This is a genomic window from Edwardsiella sp. A.80236 (assembly GCF_044540725.1).
Classification (GTDB): domain Bacteria; phylum Pseudomonadota; class Gammaproteobacteria; order Enterobacterales; family Enterobacteriaceae; genus Edwardsiella; species Edwardsiella tarda.
The window spans coordinates 71,475-90,562 of record NZ_JBIUCY010000004.1 but is presented as its reverse complement, the minus strand read 5'-3'; the positions used below and the strand labels follow the sequence as shown (position 1 = coordinate 90,562).

Sequence of the window (19,088 nt, the reverse complement as noted above, 5' to 3'; positions counted from 1 at the left end):
AGAGGTGCCGCTATTCTATGAACCGCTTCACTTCGTGTCTTGACATCACAGGTTATGATGCCTGATTGGAGATCGTGAGTAATGTGATATCAGTGCTACCCATTCACATCAGCGGAGGTAAGGGAGCGATGCGTCAGAGGATTATTGTATGCCCTATCATTCAGAATGAAGGGGCGTTTCTGTTGTGTAAGATGGCGGATGATCGAGGCGTGTTCCCTGGACAATGGGCGCTACCGGGTGGTGGGATGGAGGTCGGGGAAACCATGGAGGCGGCCCTACGGCGTGAGATCCGCGAGGAGTTGGGAGAGTCCTTGGTGATTAGCGAGATAACGCCGTGGACATTCCGTGATGATGTACGAACCAAGCGTTACGCGGATGGCCGTACCGAAGAGATTTACATGGTCTACCTGATCTTCGACTGCGTTAGCCGCAATCGGGACATTATCTTTAATGAAGAGTTTCAGCAAGTGGCCTGGGTTATGCCTGAGGCACTGGCCGGGATGGATCTTAATGAGGCGACCCGACTGACCTTCTGCCAGAAGGGGCTGCTGTAATACCCGATGGGAGTGTGGGGCGTGGGACTCGATGCGGTAGTGGGGAAGGGCGCGTTGCGTTGTTGGTGTTAGGGGGTTTTCGTTCCTGTCTCCCGTGCGGGTCGTCTGCTGGCCTTGAGATATCATGCGCAGAGGCGGCGCGCTACTATCATTCACTGGAGTGCTCATGGGTTAGCAGCGTAAGGAGAATGGTATGAGTGAGGGGAGCTTTGCCACGGCATTGGCGGTGACGATTGATGACAATACGGCGATGCGCGCATTCTTTAAAAAATTTTCACGTGATGAAGCGACGATCAAGGCTAATCTCTACCATGAATTACCGCAGATTATCAGCCAGCGTCCTCATAAAATTAAGGCGGCGTGGGGTTTGAAGCATCAGGGGAAAACCATTCTTGAGTATAAAATAGTGTTGAAGCCCCGTAGTTTTCGTGCCGCCTATATCCAATGTCAGCAGCAGATATCGGTGATTTTTATCTCCGATATCCTGATTAAGCGCGAGTTTGTTAATGCGCTGGCGGCGACACATCTGGCCGATTGAACGTGTTCGGTTGTGGTCGAAGGTAAAAGCATCGTACCTCACCGTGTTGGTGAGGGTGAGTGATGACGTTCGGTGGTGCGTAGGCAGTGAGCCTGGCTCCGCCCCTTAATACGAAGGTGATGAGATCTTTCGTTTTTTGTCGTTGTGAGGGAGGCGATAGGACCAGTATGCTTTGGGGTTGTATGAAACGCAGATATGTGCGCTGGGTACAATGCGACGAGCATGCCGCCAATGGATAGGGATAGCGATGCATCATTCACTTTCGCATCCGGCGAATACTCGTGGGACTGTGCGATGATAAGGACGCTATCATGCGGCTCGCGTCATGGTGCTTATGCGGCGAGCCGCGGATAGCGGGACAGCGTCTTCGCTATGGGTGATTACTCGTCGAAACTGGTGTAGAAGGTATCGTTATAGGTACACATACCGCAGTCAGCGAGGTTGCCGAAATTATTATTGTGGACTGGTGGGGTATGGGCACAGCCACTTAATACCAGGGCAGCGAGCAATAAGACGATGTATCTCATAATGGACTCCGGGTAAGGATTCTTCTGTTAAGAATTAGGTATATGCAATGCCCTACTCATCGTGAGCATTTAAATTCCCTGTGTTATTTACCGACGATTATAGCGTGAGATTTTTATGCTGTCTGCCTCACATTTAACCTAAAGTGCTTTCGCTAAGCATGAAATAATATGCAAAAAGGGTGCTGCAAAAATAAAAAGGCGTTCTGTATTTTCGGCTATTTTATAATTTCTGCACATTGTTGTGCAGCACGATAAAAAATGAAGAAATAATGGAGAATACAAAAATAATAGTGTTTTCGTTTGATTGTTTATTTTATCGATAGGATGAGTGATTGGTTATTATCTGACATGAAATGAAAGGAGCGACATTACGTATTGTACGATAGGCGATGTTTCCCCCATAGCGCATGGGGCGATAGGCGGGAAGGAGAGCCGTATCGAGAGGGGGCGTACGTCATACTCTGTGGTATCTCACAAAAGCGCAGCAACGTAATGTTGTCTATTCTTATCAGGCAGTATGCTAGACCGATGCTTGGGCTATGCCAGAACCAGAACACCGGAGGGCATTGGGTGGCTGGTGCTTGGTGTGCTGATCCACGCAGGAATCGCGCTGTTTTACGGTGAGCCAGGAGGAGGGGGTTACGATGTACAAGAATATTTTGGTGCCTGTCGATATTGAGGAAGATCTCCTGACGCAAAATGCGCTGGAGCATGTGATCTACATGGCTAAACTGACGAATGCCGAGGTGCATTTCCTGTATGTTCTGCCTGATGCACAGGCATTCGTCACTGCATACTCCTTTGGTATCAAAGAGTTTGAAAATAAAGCCGTGGCAAACGCAGAGGAGAAGTTGCTGACGTTGATCGATCATATCGATCTGCCGCGAGAGCGGATGTCTTACACTATCCGTTTCGGTACTCCACGTGATGAGGCCTTGCTACAGGCCGAGGAGATGGGGGCTGATTTGATCGTGATTGGCTCCCATCGTCCGAGTGTGAAGACTTATCTACTGGGGTCTAACGCGGCGGCTATCGTTCGTCATGCCAAGACGAATGTGTTAGTGATTCGCTGAGATCGTCGCTATTTCTTGATGACTTGAGGCGTTTTCTCGATGGCTGCGTGGGTATCACGGGCGCAGCCACTTGGTGTCCATAGCGACCTCTGTCGCCTTGGGAGGGGGTGATCGGCTAGCGATCTTTATCGTGTTGGTTAGTGAGCCTTTTTGGCATACGATTAGATTGGGATGTTTCTCGCTGCCTCAATAATTCACTGATATCACTATGAGCCAAAAAAATAATTCTTCGGAGTAAATGTTTATTGTATTTTTTGATTTATTTTAACGTAACTTTTTGATTGTTTAATGTTTTCCATATGTCTCTCGCTGAGGCCTCCCCCTTGCATCACGCTGGCTGCCGCGTAATACTAAAAATTAACGTTGTGATGGCGTGGCGTAATTTTACTTTATGCATATTATTTTAGATATTATGCAAGGTCATTGACGTTGGTGTTGGTATGATTTGGCCATGTTCTGAGTATGGCTAGGAGAGTAATAATCACGCCGGCGTTAGATAGAATTATTGTTGGTGATCTACTGACGATAATGTAGCAAAGACATCGTAGCATTATAATAACTAGGTAATTATTGCGCGGAGAATCCTCCGCGTTTTTTTTGGATATAATAAATAGTTATTAATTCTCTGTCTGCTTAGTATCAGAATAGGATAAGTATATCGATAAGATTTGAGTAATCCTATCGTGTAAAGAAAACGCTACAGTGAAAATTTTCCAGTGAGATTGAAATAATCATATTATTCGGTATGTTACTTTCATTATTGGGAGCAATTTTAGGCTTCTCTTTTATGCTATGTGCTGGCACCACAAGGTGGTAGTGAGATAAGGCATTTTGTTCATTTTGTAGGATGTCTGCTATGAAACTTTGCTGTGATGAATGTTGTGCGATAGTTTTAACAGAAAGTGATGTGAATGTCAGGTTTAGCGAGGGCGTACCCGTTAAGTTTAATGCTAATCATTTGATGTTGATCTCTGTGGAGAATGATGCAATAGACTTTTCGCTACTAGAGCCAGCTTATGTGCTTTATATTACTAGAGATTTGATAAAAGATTATCTGCACTTTTTGAAAAAAGATCTGACCAGTTATGCTCCGATATCACGTAATTTCCCACCCTACATGATGGAGCCTTGCCGAACACCCTATGTATTCAAAGAAGCGGCACGCCATTCGGTGATGCGGGATACTGATGAGATCGAGTATGAACGCAAGCGTTCGTTGACATTTGCCGCACTATCCATCTTCCTTAACAATAAGAATTTTATTCCATTTTTAATGAGGATGGTGCGGAACAATATTAGCGCAAATGTCTACAATATTATTCAAAGTGATATCAACAAGACCTGGAGCCTGACGACGGTGGCGAGTTGTCTGTGCTTGAGTCCCAGCTCATTAAAGAAAAAACTAAAAAATGAGCAGACCAGTTACAGTAAAATTGTCACCGATTGCCGCATGCGCTATGCAGTAGAGCAGTTATTAGTCTTCAATAAGAATATCTCACAAGTTTCAGCCTTATGTGGCTATAGTAGTACCTCTTATTTTATTTCGGTATTTAAGGAATATTACGGAATGACGCCGTTAAATTATGTGCATCGTTATCGTGATGGTGCCATGTTATCCTAGTCTCTACGATAGCACGCGTCGCTAGCTGGCGTTGTTTGACACGGATGTCGTCACATTCCCCCCGAGCATGTTTGCTCTCTTCTACCGCTCATATCAGTAGTCTTTTGCTACCTTATCCGTTACGGTCATGGGCCCATTCTTATCCTCGTTATCTCTTATGCTCCATGGAGAGTAAGACATGTTATCGTCGGATTTTTAACGAGAAAAGCAGTTCAGTACTAAAAAGGTCGCTGAGGATAAGGTATGGTAACCGGCTCTTGTACCGTGTACCTGTGATGACACGGTGGCGTTCCATATTGTGTAGGTAGGGAGGGGAGTCGGTGATTGAAGTTGTTTTGGTTGATCAGCAGGATAAGCCGCTAGGACGGATGGAGAAGCTGGCGGCACACCGTGAGGGGCGCCTGCACCGAGCCCTGTCGGTGTATCTCTTCAATGCGCGAGGCGAACTGTTGCTGCAACGGCGCGCCGCCGATAAATACCATGCCGGTGGGCAATGGAGTAACACCTGTTGTAGCCATCCGTTGCCAGGGGAAGCGAACGACCAGGCCGCGATGCGCCGTTTGCAGGAAGAGATGGGGATGCAATGTGCGCTCGACCCGGCCTTAACGTTGTGTTACCGCGTAGATGTGGGGCAAGGGTTGACCGAGCATGAGTTGACTCATGTGTTTGTAGGGCGTAGCGAGCAGAATCCACAGCTCAATCCGGCAGAGGTTGATGCCTTTGCGTGGCGCGCGCCTGAGCAGATCCTACAACATATGGCTCAGCAGCCGGATTATTACACACCCTGGTTTCGTGTCTGCCTACCGCAAGTCTTACAGCATCTTGCCGCGTGTCCGCGTGAAGTGGTATAGGGTCGATATCACGGATAGTGATAAGCATGAGGCCATGTACCGTGTCGGATGACTCGCGGGTATCGCGCTGGCTCCCCCTACCGGCGCTTAGCGTATCGGCGAACCACGTATCTGATTGATTCGTTATGAACCTCCCTCGATGATCCGCGCTCTGCTAAATGATATTTAGGCTACCTCTTTCCATATACCGCTATCGTGTAGGCAGCATATTTTTCCCCGATGCTTGGTGGTAGTCTGGCACGAGTAGGGAGGGGCTGCATCTGACTCCCTGTCTTAATGCTGAAAGCCTGGGTTGGAGGACGTATGGAGCAAAAAATCGGTTTTATCGGCTGTGGCAACATGGGCCGGGCTATTCTCGGGGGGCTACTCGCCAGCCAGTATGCGCAGGCGCAAGATATTTGGGTGTATAACCGCACCGCAGATAGCGTCAGAGCCATTGTCGATGAATATGGCGTAAAGGCGGCAGCGAATGCCCAGGCGCTGGCGGCCGAGGTGGATATCGTGGTGTTGGGCGTGAAGCCTAATGGTATGGTCGCCCTATTGAGTGAGATTAAGGCATCGTTGCGCCCCGAGACCATCGTCGTCTCCATCGCGGCGGGCGTGACACTAGACACCCTACAAGCGGGGCTAGCGGCGCAGCAAAAGGTGGTGCGGGTGATGCCGAATACCCCCTCGTTGGTCAATGCGGGCATGTCTTCGGTGACCCCGAATAGCCGTGTCAGCGCCGAGGAGTGTGCACGCATCGTCACCCTCTTTCGTAGCTTTGGGCGTGCGGAGGTGGTGCCTGAGGGGTTGATCCATGCGGTCGTCGGCGTGAGTGGTTCGGCTCCAGCCTATGTCTTTATGTTTATCGAAGCGATGGCGGATGCGGCGGTACAGGCGGGGATGCCACGTGCCCAGGCCTATCAGTTTGCCGCCCAGGCGGTGATGGGGGCGGCAAAGATGGTGCTGGAGACGGGTACGCATCCTGCTGAATTAAAAGATATGGTCTGTTCCCCCGCGGGTACCACCATCGAGGCGGTCGCGGCATTAGAAGAGAAGGGGATGCGGGCAGCGGTAATTGAAGCGATCGGCCGTTGTATCGCTAAGTCAGAGGCGATGAGTCGCCGCTAAGTCCCCGCTTACTCCTCGAGTAGTCTGCGCCGTCCTGATGCGGCGGCGCAAATTTCCCTGTGATGGCCAGAAGGCTCACATCACACATCACATTATGTGATCTGGCTCAAGTTTCTCTCTTGCTGACCGATAACGTGAACGTCGACCTCACGGTAGACCGGCTGAGGGATGATCCCATGCCGAAGCGTTATTTACAGGGAATAATTGATGAATCAACGTATAACAGTGCGTGGCGGATTATTAGTCATAATCTGCACTTATACCTTATTACTGCTCTTTATCAGCAGCATGGGAATTTATTTTTTACGTCAGAGTAATCATTCTCTGGCGGTCGTTAATCAGTTGCAGGCGGATGAACTGGGGCCGCTTTCAACCGGGTTTAGCGCTACGCTTCGTGCACGCTCCGCCGCCGCCGTTGCGGCGCGGCAGTTGACGCTAGCACACACGGCCGATGCCGATGCCAGTCGCCAGACGGCGGAGGGATTGATTGCCGAGTCTGATCAGATCATGGCGCAGTTCTCTGCCTTGAAAAAGGTCACTGCCGAGGGGCAGCGCCTGAGCTCGCGTGTGGAGCAGAGTTACAAAGCTTACATTCATGACGGTTTGCGCCCGATGGTACAGGCATTGGCGCAACAGAACTTGGATGCCTATTACGGTTTTCTAGAGAATCAGGTCAGTCAGCACTCGACGGAATACGATCGCGACCTGCGTGAGTTTCGTCAGTTTGCCGATAGGTTAGGGCGAGAGGCGCTGCAAAAGGCCGCTCAGGATTACCAACGGGCGATGACGCTGATCATCTCAGCCTGCCTGCTGCTGCTGGGGATGGGCGTCTTCTGTTGGTTTGCGCTGCGTCGCATCATCCTACAACCGTTGACGCAATTGGATGAGCATGTGGGGGAGATTGCGAATGGGGATCTGGCTCGTTCGTTGACGTTGAGTGGTCGCTCCGAGATAGCCCTGCTCGGGCAGAAATTGACGCAGATGCAGCGGGCGTTGGCCGGCACGGTACGTCGTGTGCGGGATGCCAGCGAGCAGGTTGATGTGGGGGCGCGCGAGTTGCGGGCCGGCAACAGTGATCTCTCGCAGCGTACTGAGGAGCTGGCGGCGTCACTCGAAGAGACGGCAGCCAGTATGGAGCAGTTGACGGCCACGGTACGCCAGAACGCGGCGAATGCCGAGCAGGCGAATCTGCTAGCCGATGGGGTCTCTAATAGCGCCAATCATGGTGCGGCCATCGTCAATGAAGCGATCGTCGGGATGCGGAGTATTTCCCAGAGCTCGCAGAAGATTGCCGACATTATCAGTGTGATCGACGGTATTGCCTTCCAGACCAATATCCTGGCGCTGAATGCTGCCGTTGAGGCGGCGCGTGCCGGTGAGCAGGGGCGTGGCTTTGCGGTGGTAGCCGGTGAAGTCCGTAACCTGGCGCAGCGCAGCGCCCAGTCGGCGAAGGAGATCAAGCAGTTGATCGAAGAGTCGGTCCATCAGGTAGGCGAGGGAGAGCGACGCGTCAGTGCCGCAGCGGATACCATGGCGAAGATCTCCGGCGAGGTGGCGCGCGTCACGGCCTTGATGTCGGAGATCTCCTGCGCCTCTCAGGAGCAGAGTCGCGGCATCGAGCAGGTCAACCAGGCGATTGCTCAGATGGATCAGGTGGCGCAGCAAAACGCCGCATTGGTGGAAGAATCGACCGCTGCGACCGCCTCGTTGGAGACGCAGAGTGAACAGCTGATGCAGAGCATGGCGACGTTCAAGCTGGTGTAAGCGCTGGGACGGCGGGCACAGTTACGGGATGTGGCCGAATATGTGTATAATTCGCACACTGTTGTTGCCCGCCGGAGCTGACTATGACCTATCGCATTGCCTTTATCGACGATCACTATATCGTTCGGTCCGGCTTCGTCCAGTTGCTGTCGCTGGAGGAGGATATGGCGGTCGTGGGTGAGTTTAGTTCGGCGGCGGAGGCGCGAGCGGGTCTACCGGGATTAGATGTGCATGTCTGTATCTGCGATATCTCGATGCCGGATGAGAGTGGCTTAGATCTCTTGGCCGATCTGCCCTCAGGCTTAGCGGTGATCATGCTGTCGATGCATGATAACGCGGCGCTGGTGGAGCTGGCGCTCGATCGTGGGGCGCGAGGGTTCCTCTCTAAACGCTGCTGTCCTGAGGATTTGACCAGCGCAGTGCGTACCGTTGCACAGGGCGGCGTCTATCTGATGCCGGAGATCGCGCAACAGTTGGCGCGGACGCGCATCGATCCGTTGACGCGTCGGGAGCGTGAAGTGGCGATGATGCTGGCTCAGGGGCTTGAGGTGCGAGAGGTCGCCGAACGCCTCGGCCTGTCGCCCAAGACTGTCCATGTCCATCGTGCCAATCTCTTCGTCAAACTTGGGGTCAACAACAACGTCGAACTGGCACATCGCCTGTTGGGGCAGTGATGCAACACCTGATCTCGACCCTGGCTATCTTCTTTTGCTACACCATCGCCGGCTTTTGCCTATGGGCCATCGGATCGGCACTGGTGGTCATGCCTGTCGAAGCCCTGCTGCTTTTCCCCTTTGGCCTGCGTATGGGCATCCTATTACAGACTCCGCCGCGTTACTGGCCTGGGATCGTCGCGGGCGATGTGGCGCTCCAGCTCTTCTTAGCGAATCAACTCGGCATGGGCGACTGGCTGGGCGCGACGCTGCTTGGTCTGCTGTCGTGCCTGGTATTAGCCTGGGGGGCGGGGGCATGGTTACGTCATCAGCAAAGTCAGGGGGCCGAGTGGCGCTGGCCGTTGCAGCAGGGCGGGGTGGTGGCACTGGCAGCGCTCTTGCAGGCGCTACTCTGGTCATTGGTGTGCGACGCCATGCCTGGACCGGCGCTGCTGCTGGGACTCTGTGGCGGCTTGACGGTGGCACCGACCTGCCTGTTGATCTGGCACTACCTGGCACAACAGAGTTGGCTGCCGCTGATGCCCGGAATCCTGCATCGTCCGGTGAATTTACGCCTGCGCCATATCGGTGCCTACCTACTGTTATTCGCATTGAGTCTCTGGCTACAGCATCTGGCACAACATGCTGAGTTGCGTCGTTTTGTCCCCTTCTGTCTGGCGATCCCGATCGTCTTTATGTCCTACCGTTATGGGTGGCAGGGGGCATTGCTGGCGACCCTGCTCAATGGTGTGGTGTTGATTGCGACAGAACCGCAGGGCGTGGCGCCGCACCGCGATCTGTTGCTCTCTCTATTGGCGCAGAGCCTGACTGGCATGCTGTTGGGCGCGGGGATCGAGCGCCAACGCGATCTGAACCGCCAGCTGAGCCAGCGTCTGGAGGAGAACCGTTCGCTGGCGCGTTCGTTGGTGATGGCGCAGGAGACAACCCGACGGGAGATCGCACGCGAACTACATGACGAGGTCGGCCAGACCATCACCGTGATCCGTACCCAGGCGGGTATCATTCGCCGTTTGAGCGACGAGCCGCGCCTGTTGGCCAGTGCGGAGGCGATAGAGAATTACGCTCTGCGGGTCTACGACGGGGTACATGAGCTGTTGGCTCAATTATGGCCAGCCTCGCTGAGCAATCTGCCGTTGGCGGCGGCGTTGGCGGCGTTGCTGCGAGACCTGCTGCCACCCGATCAGGGGATAACGACGCGACTGGATTGGCGTATCGATGAGTCAGTCCTGGACGACACGCTAAAAATCACCCTGTATCGCCTGTGCCAAGAAGGGGTCACCAATGCTTGTCGTCACGCGCATCCCAGCCATATCGAGGTGCATGGCTGGCAAGATGCGGCGGGATTGTTGCATGTGACTATCTGCGATGATGGCTGCGGCATCGATCTGGTGAATCTGACGCCGGGCTATGGGTTGCGTGGCTTGCGTGAACGCATCTGCGCCATGGGCGGCGAACTCCAGCTGGAAAGCGCGCAAGGGACGCGATTGGCTGTGATCTTGCCCGCAGTTTTATCTGCAGAGTGTGCTAACTAAGAGTTTTTCCTAACGACGCCAGGGGATTTGTATTAGTTATCCCGCGCGTGTACATCGCAACATAGCGGCTACAACGATGAGTTTCCACGCACGAGGTATTTTCCCATGTGGTTTTTCCTGAAAAGCCGCGCCGACGCGCCCGAGATCCAGGATCGCGCCAAGGTTGACGCAACCTATAAATATTGGCGTATCCAACTGATGTGGGTGATGTACGTCGGTTATGCTGCCTTCTACTTTACTCGCAAAAGCTTCAACTTCATCATGCCGGAAATGATCAGCGATCTGGGACTGAGTATGTCCGATATCGGCATCATGGGGACGCTGTTCTACATCACCTACGGCTGTTCTAAATTTATCTCCGGGATGATCAGTGACCGCTCTAACCCGCGTTATTTTATGGGGTTAGGGCTGATCATGACCGGGATTATCAACATCATCTTCGGCATGAGCTCCTCGCTGATGGTGCTGGGGGCGCTATGGATGGTGAACGCCTTCTTCCAAGGTTGGGGCTGGCCGCCGTGCTCTAAGATTCTGACCAGTTGGTACTCGCGGGCTGAGCGTGGTAGTTGGTGGGCCATTTGGAATACCTCGCATAACGTCGGCGGTGCGCTGATTCCGTTGCTGGTGGGTTTTATCTCCCTGCATTTCAGCTGGCGTTACGGCATGATCATCCCGGGGATTATCGGGATTGTACTGGGTGTGCTGATGTGCTGGCGCCTGCGCGATAAGCCGGTCACCATGGGGCTGCCGAGTGTGGGTAAGTGGCGTGATGATACCCTAGAGTTGGTACAAGAGTCCGAAGGTCAGGGGCTGTCCAACAAGGAGATCATTAAGCGCTATGTGCTGACCAACAAATATATCTGGCTGTTGGCTGTCTCTTACGTGCTGGTTTACATCGTGCGTACGGCGATTAACGACTGGGGGAACCTGTATCTGACTCAGACGAAAGGCTACTCGCTGATGACCGCCAACTCGGCGTTGTCGTTGTTCGAGGTGGGCGGCTTTATCGGTTCACTGGTCGCGGGTTGGGGCTCCGACAAGTTATTCCGGGGTAACCGTGGCCCGATGAACCTGATCTTTGCCATTGGTATCTTCCTGTCCGTAGCCGCTCTCTGGTTGATGCCGGGTGGGAGCTATGCCCTCCAGGCTGCCTGTTTCTTCTCTATCGGCTTCTTTATCTTTGGGCCGCAGATGCTGATCGGCATGGCCGCGGCGGAGTGTTCCCATAAAGATGCGGCCGGGGCCGCTACCGGATTCGTCGGTCTGTTCGCTTACCTCGGTGCCGCGCTCTCGGGCTATCCGATCGCGCGTGTGATGGAAGTGTGGCATTGGAATGGCTTTTTCGTGGTCATTTCCGTGGCGGCTTGCTTGTCTGCCCTATTTTTACTGCCTTTCCTGCGTGCCCAGCAGGCGGATAATGGCGTCGGACAGTCGGCGCAGGCGAATGCCTGACCGCTCGATATCGTCGGAAAAAAAGCATGGCTTCGGCCATGCTTTTTGCTATTGGGATGGTGAGAATAAGGGCAAAAATACCGCCGATGAGCGAGATTTCACGCATGATGGCCGATTTTCTCGGCAAACGGCAAAAGTAATGCAAAAAGAGGGTTGACGCGCTGAACGCTGAGCAGTAACATGCGCTCCGCATTCGGCGAGTAGCGCAGCCTGGTAGCGCAACACGTTCGGGACGTGTGGGTCGGAGGTTCGAATCCTCTCTCGCCGACCAAATTCCTGAGAAACCCAGCCCTTATGGCTGGGTTTTTTGCGTTATGCGCCGTTTACACCCGGTGGAGTAAAAGCCGGACCTACATTCTCCTTAATGTGTTGACGCCGTTGCATGCTAGCAGTAACATGCGCACCGCATTCGGCGAGTAGCGCAGCCTGGTAGCGCAACACGTTCGGGACGTGTGGGTCGGAGGTTCGAATCCTCTCTCGCCGACCAAATTCCTGAGAAACCCAGCCTTTATGGCTGGGTTTTTTGCTTTAGGGTGCTCTGACCCTATCCGGCCGTAGCGCCGAGTCTGAGCCGCTGCTAGCTCTCTACCGTCTGGTGGATAAACATCACACTACGGGGCGCCGCAATACGACGGTAATCTTCGCAGTTGAGGATCAGTGAACGCTCCAAGGTACCGGCGTTGAAGGCTAACTCATCGAAGCGGCTGAACAGTAATGGATCGGCGACTAGTAACAGGTCGGGATGTAGGCTAAAGGGGGGAATGGCGCCGAAGACACAATCGGTCAGCGCATTGACCTCTGCCGGACTCGCCAGCGAGGCGCGTGTCCCGCCGATACCGCGTGCCAAGGCGTTCAAATCGGCCTGTTGGTCGGCGGGAAGCACGGCCAATACGTGTTGCTTGATACCGTTCCCCTTAACGTGGCATACCAATGCCTTAGCCCCTTGACCAAGTTGTGTTCCGCGGATCTTCGCCACCTCTTCAGATTTTCCTGCGCTCGGATGCTCGACGACACGATAACGCGCCGCATGGCTGTCCAGCAGCGCCTGTAATCGTTCAAATGTTGCCTGTGACACCGTTTCTCTCCTCTTGATGACAATAGGCAGATGATAACGCCGCCAGCGTGTGACGCATGCGCATCGTCCCGCAAAAATGGCGATGACCAAGTTAGCGACCCGCCATCGACAGCATTTTTCTCTATCGATATCCCTCTCATCAGGGGGATTGAGTATATATTCGACGCTTAGGATAAATTTTTTCACCTCGGCGATCAGTGAAATCGGCTGGTAAGAATTTATTACTTAGTGAAATGCGTGGCACGTGCATACTAAGTACAAATTTCAACCTATATATGCTGTTTATTTATCACGTTTTATATAAAGAAACTGATCGTTTATTAATCGATAAACATCCCTTCGTTATATTGACGCCAACCGGAACACTTGCGAAATTGAGGCGTATAAGGCGGGCAGCGCGCTTCGCGATACCCTTATTCACATATCGATGGGCAGCCTGGCGAGTCGTTCCTCGCCGGGTTGTCGCACACCCGCCTTGGCCGTACAGGCCGCCGCCGGACGGATCGTAGAGAAAAAAACAGAGATCTGCCGGTTCACACAACATCACAGTACGGAGTTCAACGTTATGTCTGCCAAGAATAATGTATCCACGGGCCGTGGAGCGGGATGTGTCGCGCTAAAATGGGGCATTGGGCTGGTGGCGCTGGCCGTGGCCGGTAGCCTTCAGGCTAAGACGCTGGTGTATTGTTCCGAGGGATCGCCGGAGGGCTTTAACCCTCAGTTGTTTACTTCGGGCACCACCTATGATGCCAGTGCAGTTCCCATCTATAACCGTCTGATCGAATTTAAAAAGGGAACTACTGAGATTGAGCCCGGTCTGGCGGAAAGCTGGGAGGTGAGCCCCGACGGTAAGACCTATACCTTTCACCTGCGTAAGGGGGTGAAGTGGCAGGGTAATAAACTATTTAAACCGACCCGTGACTTTAATGCCGACGACGTCGTGTTCTCCTTTGAGCGCCAACGCGATGCCAATCACCCGTACCACAAAGTCTCCGGCGGCAGCTATGAGTACTTCCAGGGTATGGGATTGCCGGAGCTGATCGCCAAGGTCGAGAAGGTGGATGACCACACGGTGCGCATCGTATTGAATCATCCGGAGTCACCTTTCCTGGCCGATCTGGCGATGGATTTCGCCTCGATCCTCTCCGCCGAGTATGGCGATGCCATGATGAAGGCTGGCACACCGGAGAAGATCGACCTGGAGCCGCTGGGTACCGGCCCCTTCCAGCTGTTGCAGTATCAGAAAGACTCCAAGATCCTCTACAAGGCCAATAAGGATTATTGGGGGGCGAAGCCGAAGATCGACCGCCTGGTGTTCTCTATCACGCCAGATGCCTCGGTGCGCTATGCCAAGCTGCAAAAGAATGAGTGCCAGGTAATGCCGTACCCGAACCCGGCCGATCTGGAGCGTATGAAGCAGGATAAGAGCATCAACCTGCTGGAGCAGCCGGGGCTAAACGTCGGTTACCTGTCGTTTAACGTAGAGAAGAAGCCACTGGATAACCTCAAGGTGCGTCAGGCATTGATCATGGCGGTGAATAAGCCGGCGATCATTGAGGCGGTATATCAGAAGGCTGGGCAACCGGCGAAGAACCTGATCCCGCCGACCATGTGGGGCTATAACGATGCGGTGCAGGATTATCCTTATGACCCCGTCAAGGCTAAGGCGTTGCTGAAAGAGGCGGGTTTAGCGGATGGCTTCACCATCGATCTGTGGGCGATGCCGGTCCAGCGTCCCTATAACCCGAACGCCCGCCGTATGGCGGAGATGATCCAGGCCGATTGGGACAAGATTGGCGTCAAGGCCAAGGTGGTCACCTATGAGTGGGGGGAATACCTGAAACGCGCCAAAGATGGTGAGCATCAGGCGGTGATGATGGGATGGACCGGGGATAACGGGGATCCGGACAACTTTTTCGCCACCTTGTTTAGCTGCGATGCGGCCAAGCAGGGCTCGGGCTACTCCCGCTGGTGCTACCAGCCCTTTGAGGCGGTGATCCAACCGGCCCGTGCCGAGGCGGATCAGGCCAAGCGTGCCGATCTGTATAAGCAGGCTCAAGTGATCATGCATGATCAGGCGCCGGCACTGATCGTCGCCCACTCGACGGTGTATGAACCGGTACGCAAAGAAGTGAAGGGGTATGTGGTGGATCCGTTGGGCAAACACCACTTCGATCAGGTCTCCCTGGAGTAAGCCGTTTGCCCCTCCTTTGGGAGGGGCATCGTGCCCCCTCGCGGTAACGGGCCCTCAGGCCCGGGAGCGGTAACTAGAGTCAGGCGGCGCGTGGTCTCACGTGCCGCCATGGGTCGGCTTACGCCGACCGAATACAGAGAGTTCGGGCTATGTTGCAGTTTATTCTCCGACGTTTGGGGCTGGTCATCCCAACGTTTATCGGCATCACCCTACTGACGTTTGCTTTCGTTCATATGATCCCCGGCGATCCGGTGATGATCATGGCAGGCGAGCGTGGGATCTCGGCGGAGCGTCATGCGCAGATTATGGCTGAGATGGGGCTGGATAAGCCGCTATACCAACAATATTTCACTTACGTCAGTGATGTCCTCCATGGCGATCTCGGTCAGTCGTTGAAGAGCCGAACGCCAGTCTGGCAGGAGTTCGTGCCACGTTTCCAGGCGACGCTAGAGCTCGGTTTCTGCGCCATGCTGTTCGCCATCCTATTGGGGATACCCATCGGGGTACTGGCCGCGGTCAGGCGTGGTTCGGTGTTCGACCATACGGCGGTTGGCGTATCACTGACGGGTTACTCCATGCCGATCTTCTGGTGGGGCATGATGTTGATCATGCTGGTGTCGGTACAGCTCGATCTGACGCCGGTGTCGGGGCGCATCAGCGATACGGTGTTTCTGGATGATAGTCACCCGCTGACGGGTTTCATGCTGATCGATACCCTGCTATGGGGCGAATCGGGTGACTTCAAGGATGCGCTGATGCATCTGATCTTACCTTCCATCGTATTGGGTACCATTCCGCTGGCGGTTATCGTACGGATGACCCGCTCGGCGATGTTGGAGGTCTTGAGCGAGGACTATATCCGCACCGCGCGCGCCAAGGGACTGAGTCGTATGCGGGTGATCGTGGTACATGCTCTACGTAACGCGCTGCTGCCGGTGGTAACGGTGATCGGCCTACAGGTCGGCACGCTACTCGCCGGGGCCATTCTGACCGAGACCATTTTCTCCTGGCCGGGGTTAGGACGTTGGTTGATCGATGGCCTACAACGTCGCGATTACCCGGTGGTACAGGGGGGGGTGTTGCTGGTCGCCAGTATGATCATCCTGGTTAACCTGCTGGTGGACGTGCTGTACGGCATCGTGAACCCGCGCATCCGCCATAAACACTAGGAGGCTGACAGATGTCTGAACGAATGATGGCCGAGACGGCGGCACAGACGACGCCACCGCTGGCCGCCCCGCAGCCGCTGACGCCGCTCCAGGAATTCTGGCACTACTTCAGTCGCAATAAGGGCGCTGTCGTGGGTTTGATTTATGTGGTGATCGTGGTTCTGGTGGCGCTGGGGGCCAATTTTATCGCTCCCCATCTGCCACAGGAGCAGTTCCGTGATGCGCTATTACGCCCGCCGGTTTGGGAGACGGGGGGAAGCTGGCGTTTTATTCTCGGTACCGATGATGTCGGGCGTGATGTGTTATCGCGTTTGATCTACGGTGCCCGTTTGTCGCTGTTGGTAGGCTGTTTGGTGGTGGCACTCTCTCTGGTGTTAGGGGTGGTGTTAGGACTGCTGGCCGGTTATTTCGGCGGCTGGGTGGATGCGTTGATCATGCGCGTGGTGGATATCATGCTGGCGCTGCCGAGCTTGCTGTTGGCATTGGTGCTGGTGGCTATCTTCGGTCCCTCCATCGTTAATGCCTCGCTGGCCTTAACCTTTGTCGCCTTACCACACTATGTGCGCCTGACGCGCGCCGCTGTGCTGGCGGAGGTGCATCGCGACTATGTCACCGCCTCCGGTGTCGCCGGCGCCGGTGCGTTACGCCAGATGTTTATCAATATTCTACCCAACTGTCTAGCGCCGTTGATCGTGCAGGCTTCGCTGGGTTTTTCTAACGCGATTCTCGACATGGCGGCGTTAGGTTTCCTGGGAATGGGAGCACAGCCACCGACGCCGGAGTGGGGCACCATGCTGTCCGATGTGTTGCAGTTCGCCCAGAGTGCCTGGTGGGTGGTGACCTTCCCCGGGGTGGCGATTCTGCTGACGGTATTGGCGTTTAACCTGATGGGTGACGGCCTGCGCGATGCGCTGGATCCGAAGCTGAAGCAGTAAGGGAAAGAGCAATGGCATTATTAGACGTAAATCAGCTATCGGTTCATTTTGGCGACGCGAACGCCCCTTTCCGCGCGGTTGACCGCATTAGCTATCAGGTGGAGCAGGGTGAGGTCGTCGGTATCGTCGGCGAATCGGGATCGGGTAAGTCCGTTAGTTCGCTGGCGATCATGGGGTTGATTGATTTTCCCGGTCGGGTGATGGCACAGCAGTTGCACTTTAATGGCGCCGATCTGCAGCGTCTCTCCGAGCGCGAGCGGCGCCAACTGGTGGGTGCCGAAGTGGCAATGATCTTCCAGGATCCGATGACCAGCCTAAATCCCTGTTATACGGTGGGCTATCAGATCATGGAGGCCTTGAAGGTACATCAGGGCGGTAATCGCCGTACCCGACGCCAGCGCGCGATTGACCTGCTCACCCAAGTCGGTATTCCCGATCCCGCTTCACGCTTGGATGTCTACCCGCATCAGCTGTCTGGCGGTATGAGCCAGCGGGTGATGATCGCCATGGCGATCGCCTGTCGGCCGAAGCTGTTGATTGCCGATGAGCCGACTACCGCGCTGGATGTCACCATTCAGGCGCAGATCATCGAGCTGTTGCTGGCGCTACAACAGCGGGAAAATATGGCGTTGGTACTGATCACCCACGACTTGGCGCTGGTGGCCGAGGCGGCACATAAGATTATCGTGATGTATGCCGGCCAGGTGGTCGAGGCCGGATTGGCTGGCGAGATTTTTCATACCCCGCGCCACCCCTATACCCAGGCGTTGCTGCGGGCGCTGCCCGAGTTTGCCGTCGATGGCGAGCGCCTCGTGTCGCTGCCGGGGGTGGTGCCGGGTAAGTATGATCGTCCGACAGGCTGCCTATTGAATCCGCGGTGTCCCTATGCCACGGAGCGCTGCCGTCAAGAAGAACCGGCGTTGCGTAGCCTGAATGGGCGCGAGGTGAAATGCCATACTCCACTGGACGATGCCGGGAGGCCGACCGCATGAGTGAAACCAGACAACAGCTACCGTTGCTGCAAGCGGTAGATCTAAAGAAGCACTACCCGGTAAAGGGGGGACTCTTTACCCCGCAGCGCTTGGTGAAGGCCTTGGATGGCGTCTCGTTTAGCCTGGAGCGAGGTAAGACGTTGGCGGTGGTCGGTGAATCCGGCTGCGGTAAGTCGACGTTGGGCCGCTTGCTGACCATGATCGAGACCCCGAGCGCCGGTGAACTCTATTACCAGGGACAAGATCTGCTCCAGCGCGATCCGGCGGCGCAGAAGTTGCGGCGCCAGAAAATTCAGATCGTATTTCAGAATCCCTATGCTTCACTCAATCCGCGCAAGAAGATCGGCGCGCTCCTGGAGGAGCCGCTGGTGATCAACACGACGCTCTCTGCGGCGGAGCGCCGCGAACGGGCGTTGGCGATGATGGCGCGGGTCGGCTTGAAGACGGAGCATTACGATCGCTATCCACATATGTTCTCCGGCGGCCAGCGCCAGCGTATCGCCATTGCGCGTGGCTTGATGCTCAATCCCGATGTGATGATCGCCGATGAGCCGGTATCGGCGCTTGATGTCTCGGTACGGGCTCAGGTTCTGAACCTGATGATGGATCTGCAGCAGGAGCTGGGGCTCTCCTATGTCTTCATCTCGCACGATCTGTCGGTGGTGGAACATATCGCCGACGAGGTGATGGTGATGTACCTGGGGCGCTGTGTCGAGAAGGGAAGCAAGGCGCAGGTCTTCGCTAATCCGCGCCATCCTTATACCCAGGCGCTGTTATCGGCGACGCCCCGCCTCAATCCGCAGGCACGCCGGCAGCGTATCAAGTTGAGCGGCGAACTGCCCAGCCCATTGAATCCCCCGCCTGGCTGCGCCTTCAATGCCCGCTGCCGTTGTGCTTTCGACATGTGTCGTCAGCTGCAACCCCAACTGCGTGACTACGATGGGCAACGGATCGCCTGTTTCGCTGTGGAGCAGGAGGCGGCTCCCTCCCAGTCAGTCGCCGAATAAAAAAAGCGCCGATAGGC

At 54.8% G+C, this 19,088-nt stretch carries 17 protein-coding genes and 2 tRNA genes; 17 read left to right on the top strand and 2 right to left on the bottom strand.

Annotated features, from left to right (window positions below):
• Nucleotides 1–128 precede the first annotated feature (128 nt).
• Nucleotides 129–554, top strand: a complete 426-nt coding sequence (nudI, locus tag ACEQFP_RS05575) for a nucleoside triphosphatase NudI (RefSeq protein ID WP_005295599.1) — start codon at nucleotides 129–131, stop codon at nucleotides 552–554.
• Nucleotides 555–747: 193 nt separating this feature from the next.
• Nucleotides 748–1,092, top strand: coding sequence for a hypothetical protein (locus ACEQFP_RS05570; protein ID WP_370547127.1), 345 nt, complete (start codon nucleotides 748–750; stop codon nucleotides 1,090–1,092).
• Between the two features lie 380 nt (nucleotides 1,093–1,472).
• Here ACEQFP_RS05570 and ACEQFP_RS05565 read toward each other — a convergent pair whose 3' ends face one another.
• Nucleotides 1,473–1,619 (bottom strand): hypothetical protein, encoded by a 147-nt coding sequence (locus ACEQFP_RS05565; protein ID WP_005290879.1) that lies wholly within the window; start codon nucleotides 1,617–1,619, stop codon nucleotides 1,473–1,475.
• Between the two features lie 644 nt (nucleotides 1,620–2,263).
• Between ACEQFP_RS05565 and ACEQFP_RS05560 the strand changes: the two genes are divergently transcribed.
• The 10 genes from ACEQFP_RS05560 (at nucleotide 2,264) to ACEQFP_RS05515 (ending at nucleotide 12,186) form a co-directional block, all read left to right on the top strand.
• Nucleotides 2,264–2,692: a universal stress protein gene (locus ACEQFP_RS05560; protein ID WP_005295594.1), complete on the top strand. Its 429-nt coding sequence runs from the start codon at nucleotides 2,264–2,266 to the stop codon at nucleotides 2,690–2,692.
• Nucleotides 2,693–3,548: 856 nt separating this feature from the next.
• Nucleotides 3,549–4,313 carry an AraC family transcriptional regulator gene (locus tag ACEQFP_RS05555; protein WP_005295593.1) on the top strand — a complete coding sequence of 255 codons (765 nt, stop codon included), beginning with the start codon at nucleotides 3,549–3,551 and terminating at the stop codon, nucleotides 4,311–4,313.
• Nucleotides 4,314–4,633: 320 nt separating this feature from the next.
• Entirely contained in the window at nucleotides 4,634–5,164 is a 531-nt protein-coding gene (gene idi / locus ACEQFP_RS05550; protein WP_005290867.1) for an isopentenyl-diphosphate Delta-isomerase, read from the top strand.
• A 303-nt stretch (nucleotides 5,165–5,467) separates the two neighbouring features.
• Nucleotides 5,468–6,277: a pyrroline-5-carboxylate reductase gene (proC, locus tag ACEQFP_RS05545; protein WP_005295591.1), complete on the top strand. Its 810-nt coding sequence runs from the start codon at nucleotides 5,468–5,470 to the stop codon at nucleotides 6,275–6,277.
• 207 nt (nucleotides 6,278–6,484) lie between these two features.
• Nucleotides 6,485–8,041, top strand: a complete 1,557-nt coding sequence (locus tag ACEQFP_RS05540) for a methyl-accepting chemotaxis protein (RefSeq protein ID WP_068870219.1) — start codon at nucleotides 6,485–6,487, stop codon at nucleotides 8,039–8,041.
• A gap of 83 nt (nucleotides 8,042–8,124) precedes the next feature.
• Nucleotides 8,125–8,715 (top strand): transcriptional regulator UhpA, encoded by a 591-nt coding sequence (gene uhpA, locus ACEQFP_RS05535; RefSeq protein WP_370547128.1) that lies wholly within the window; start codon nucleotides 8,125–8,127, stop codon nucleotides 8,713–8,715.
• On the top strand, nucleotides 8,715–10,247 hold the full coding sequence (gene uhpB, locus ACEQFP_RS05530; protein ID WP_109610996.1) for a signal transduction histidine-protein kinase/phosphatase UhpB: 1,533 nt from the start codon (nucleotides 8,715–8,717) through the stop codon (nucleotides 10,245–10,247). Before uhpA ends, uhpB begins: the two co-directional genes overlap by 1 nt.
• 105 nt (nucleotides 10,248–10,352) lie before the next feature.
• Entirely contained in the window at nucleotides 10,353–11,699 is a 1,347-nt protein-coding gene (locus ACEQFP_RS05525) for an MFS transporter (protein WP_370547129.1), read from the top strand.
• Between the two features lie 194 nt (nucleotides 11,700–11,893).
• A tRNA-Pro gene (locus ACEQFP_RS05520) sits at nucleotides 11,894–11,970 on the top strand.
• A gap of 139 nt (nucleotides 11,971–12,109) precedes the next feature.
• A tRNA-Pro gene (locus ACEQFP_RS05515) sits at nucleotides 12,110–12,186 on the top strand.
• A 90-nt stretch (nucleotides 12,187–12,276) separates the two neighbouring features.
• Here the strand turns inward: ACEQFP_RS05515 and ACEQFP_RS05510 are convergent.
• On the bottom strand, nucleotides 12,277–12,774 hold the full coding sequence (locus tag ACEQFP_RS05510; protein WP_068870213.1) for a YbaK/prolyl-tRNA synthetase associated domain-containing protein: 498 nt from the start codon (nucleotides 12,772–12,774) through the stop codon (nucleotides 12,277–12,279).
• Between the two features lie 565 nt (nucleotides 12,775–13,339).
• Here ACEQFP_RS05510 and dppA point away from each other — a divergent pair.
• From dppA to dppF, 5 genes are all read left to right on the top strand, one after another.
• Complete coding sequence (gene dppA, locus ACEQFP_RS05505; RefSeq protein ID WP_370547130.1) at nucleotides 13,340–14,968, top strand: dipeptide ABC transporter periplasmic-binding protein DppA; 1,629 nt, start codon at nucleotides 13,340–13,342, stop codon at nucleotides 14,966–14,968.
• Between the two features lie 149 nt (nucleotides 14,969–15,117).
• Nucleotides 15,118–16,137 carry a dipeptide ABC transporter permease DppB gene (gene dppB, locus ACEQFP_RS05500; RefSeq protein ID WP_068870209.1) on the top strand — a complete coding sequence of 340 codons (1,020 nt, stop codon included), beginning with the start codon at nucleotides 15,118–15,120 and terminating at the stop codon, nucleotides 16,135–16,137.
• An 11-nt stretch (nucleotides 16,138–16,148) separates the two neighbouring features.
• Nucleotides 16,149–17,072, top strand: a complete 924-nt coding sequence (gene dppC, locus ACEQFP_RS05495) for a dipeptide ABC transporter permease DppC (protein ID WP_139108570.1) — start codon at nucleotides 16,149–16,151, stop codon at nucleotides 17,070–17,072.
• Nucleotides 17,073–17,083: 11 nt separating this feature from the next.
• On the top strand, nucleotides 17,084–18,064 hold the full coding sequence (gene dppD / locus ACEQFP_RS05490) for a dipeptide ABC transporter ATP-binding protein (protein ID WP_005290824.1): 981 nt from the start codon (nucleotides 17,084–17,086) through the stop codon (nucleotides 18,062–18,064).
• A complete protein-coding gene (gene dppF / locus ACEQFP_RS05485; RefSeq protein WP_035599792.1) occupies nucleotides 18,061–19,071 on the top strand; it encodes a dipeptide ABC transporter ATP-binding subunit DppF in 1,011 nt (336 codons plus the stop codon). The genes dppD and dppF overlap by 4 nt, the downstream gene beginning before the upstream one ends.
• The last annotated feature ends 17 nt before the right edge of the window (nucleotides 19,072–19,088 follow it).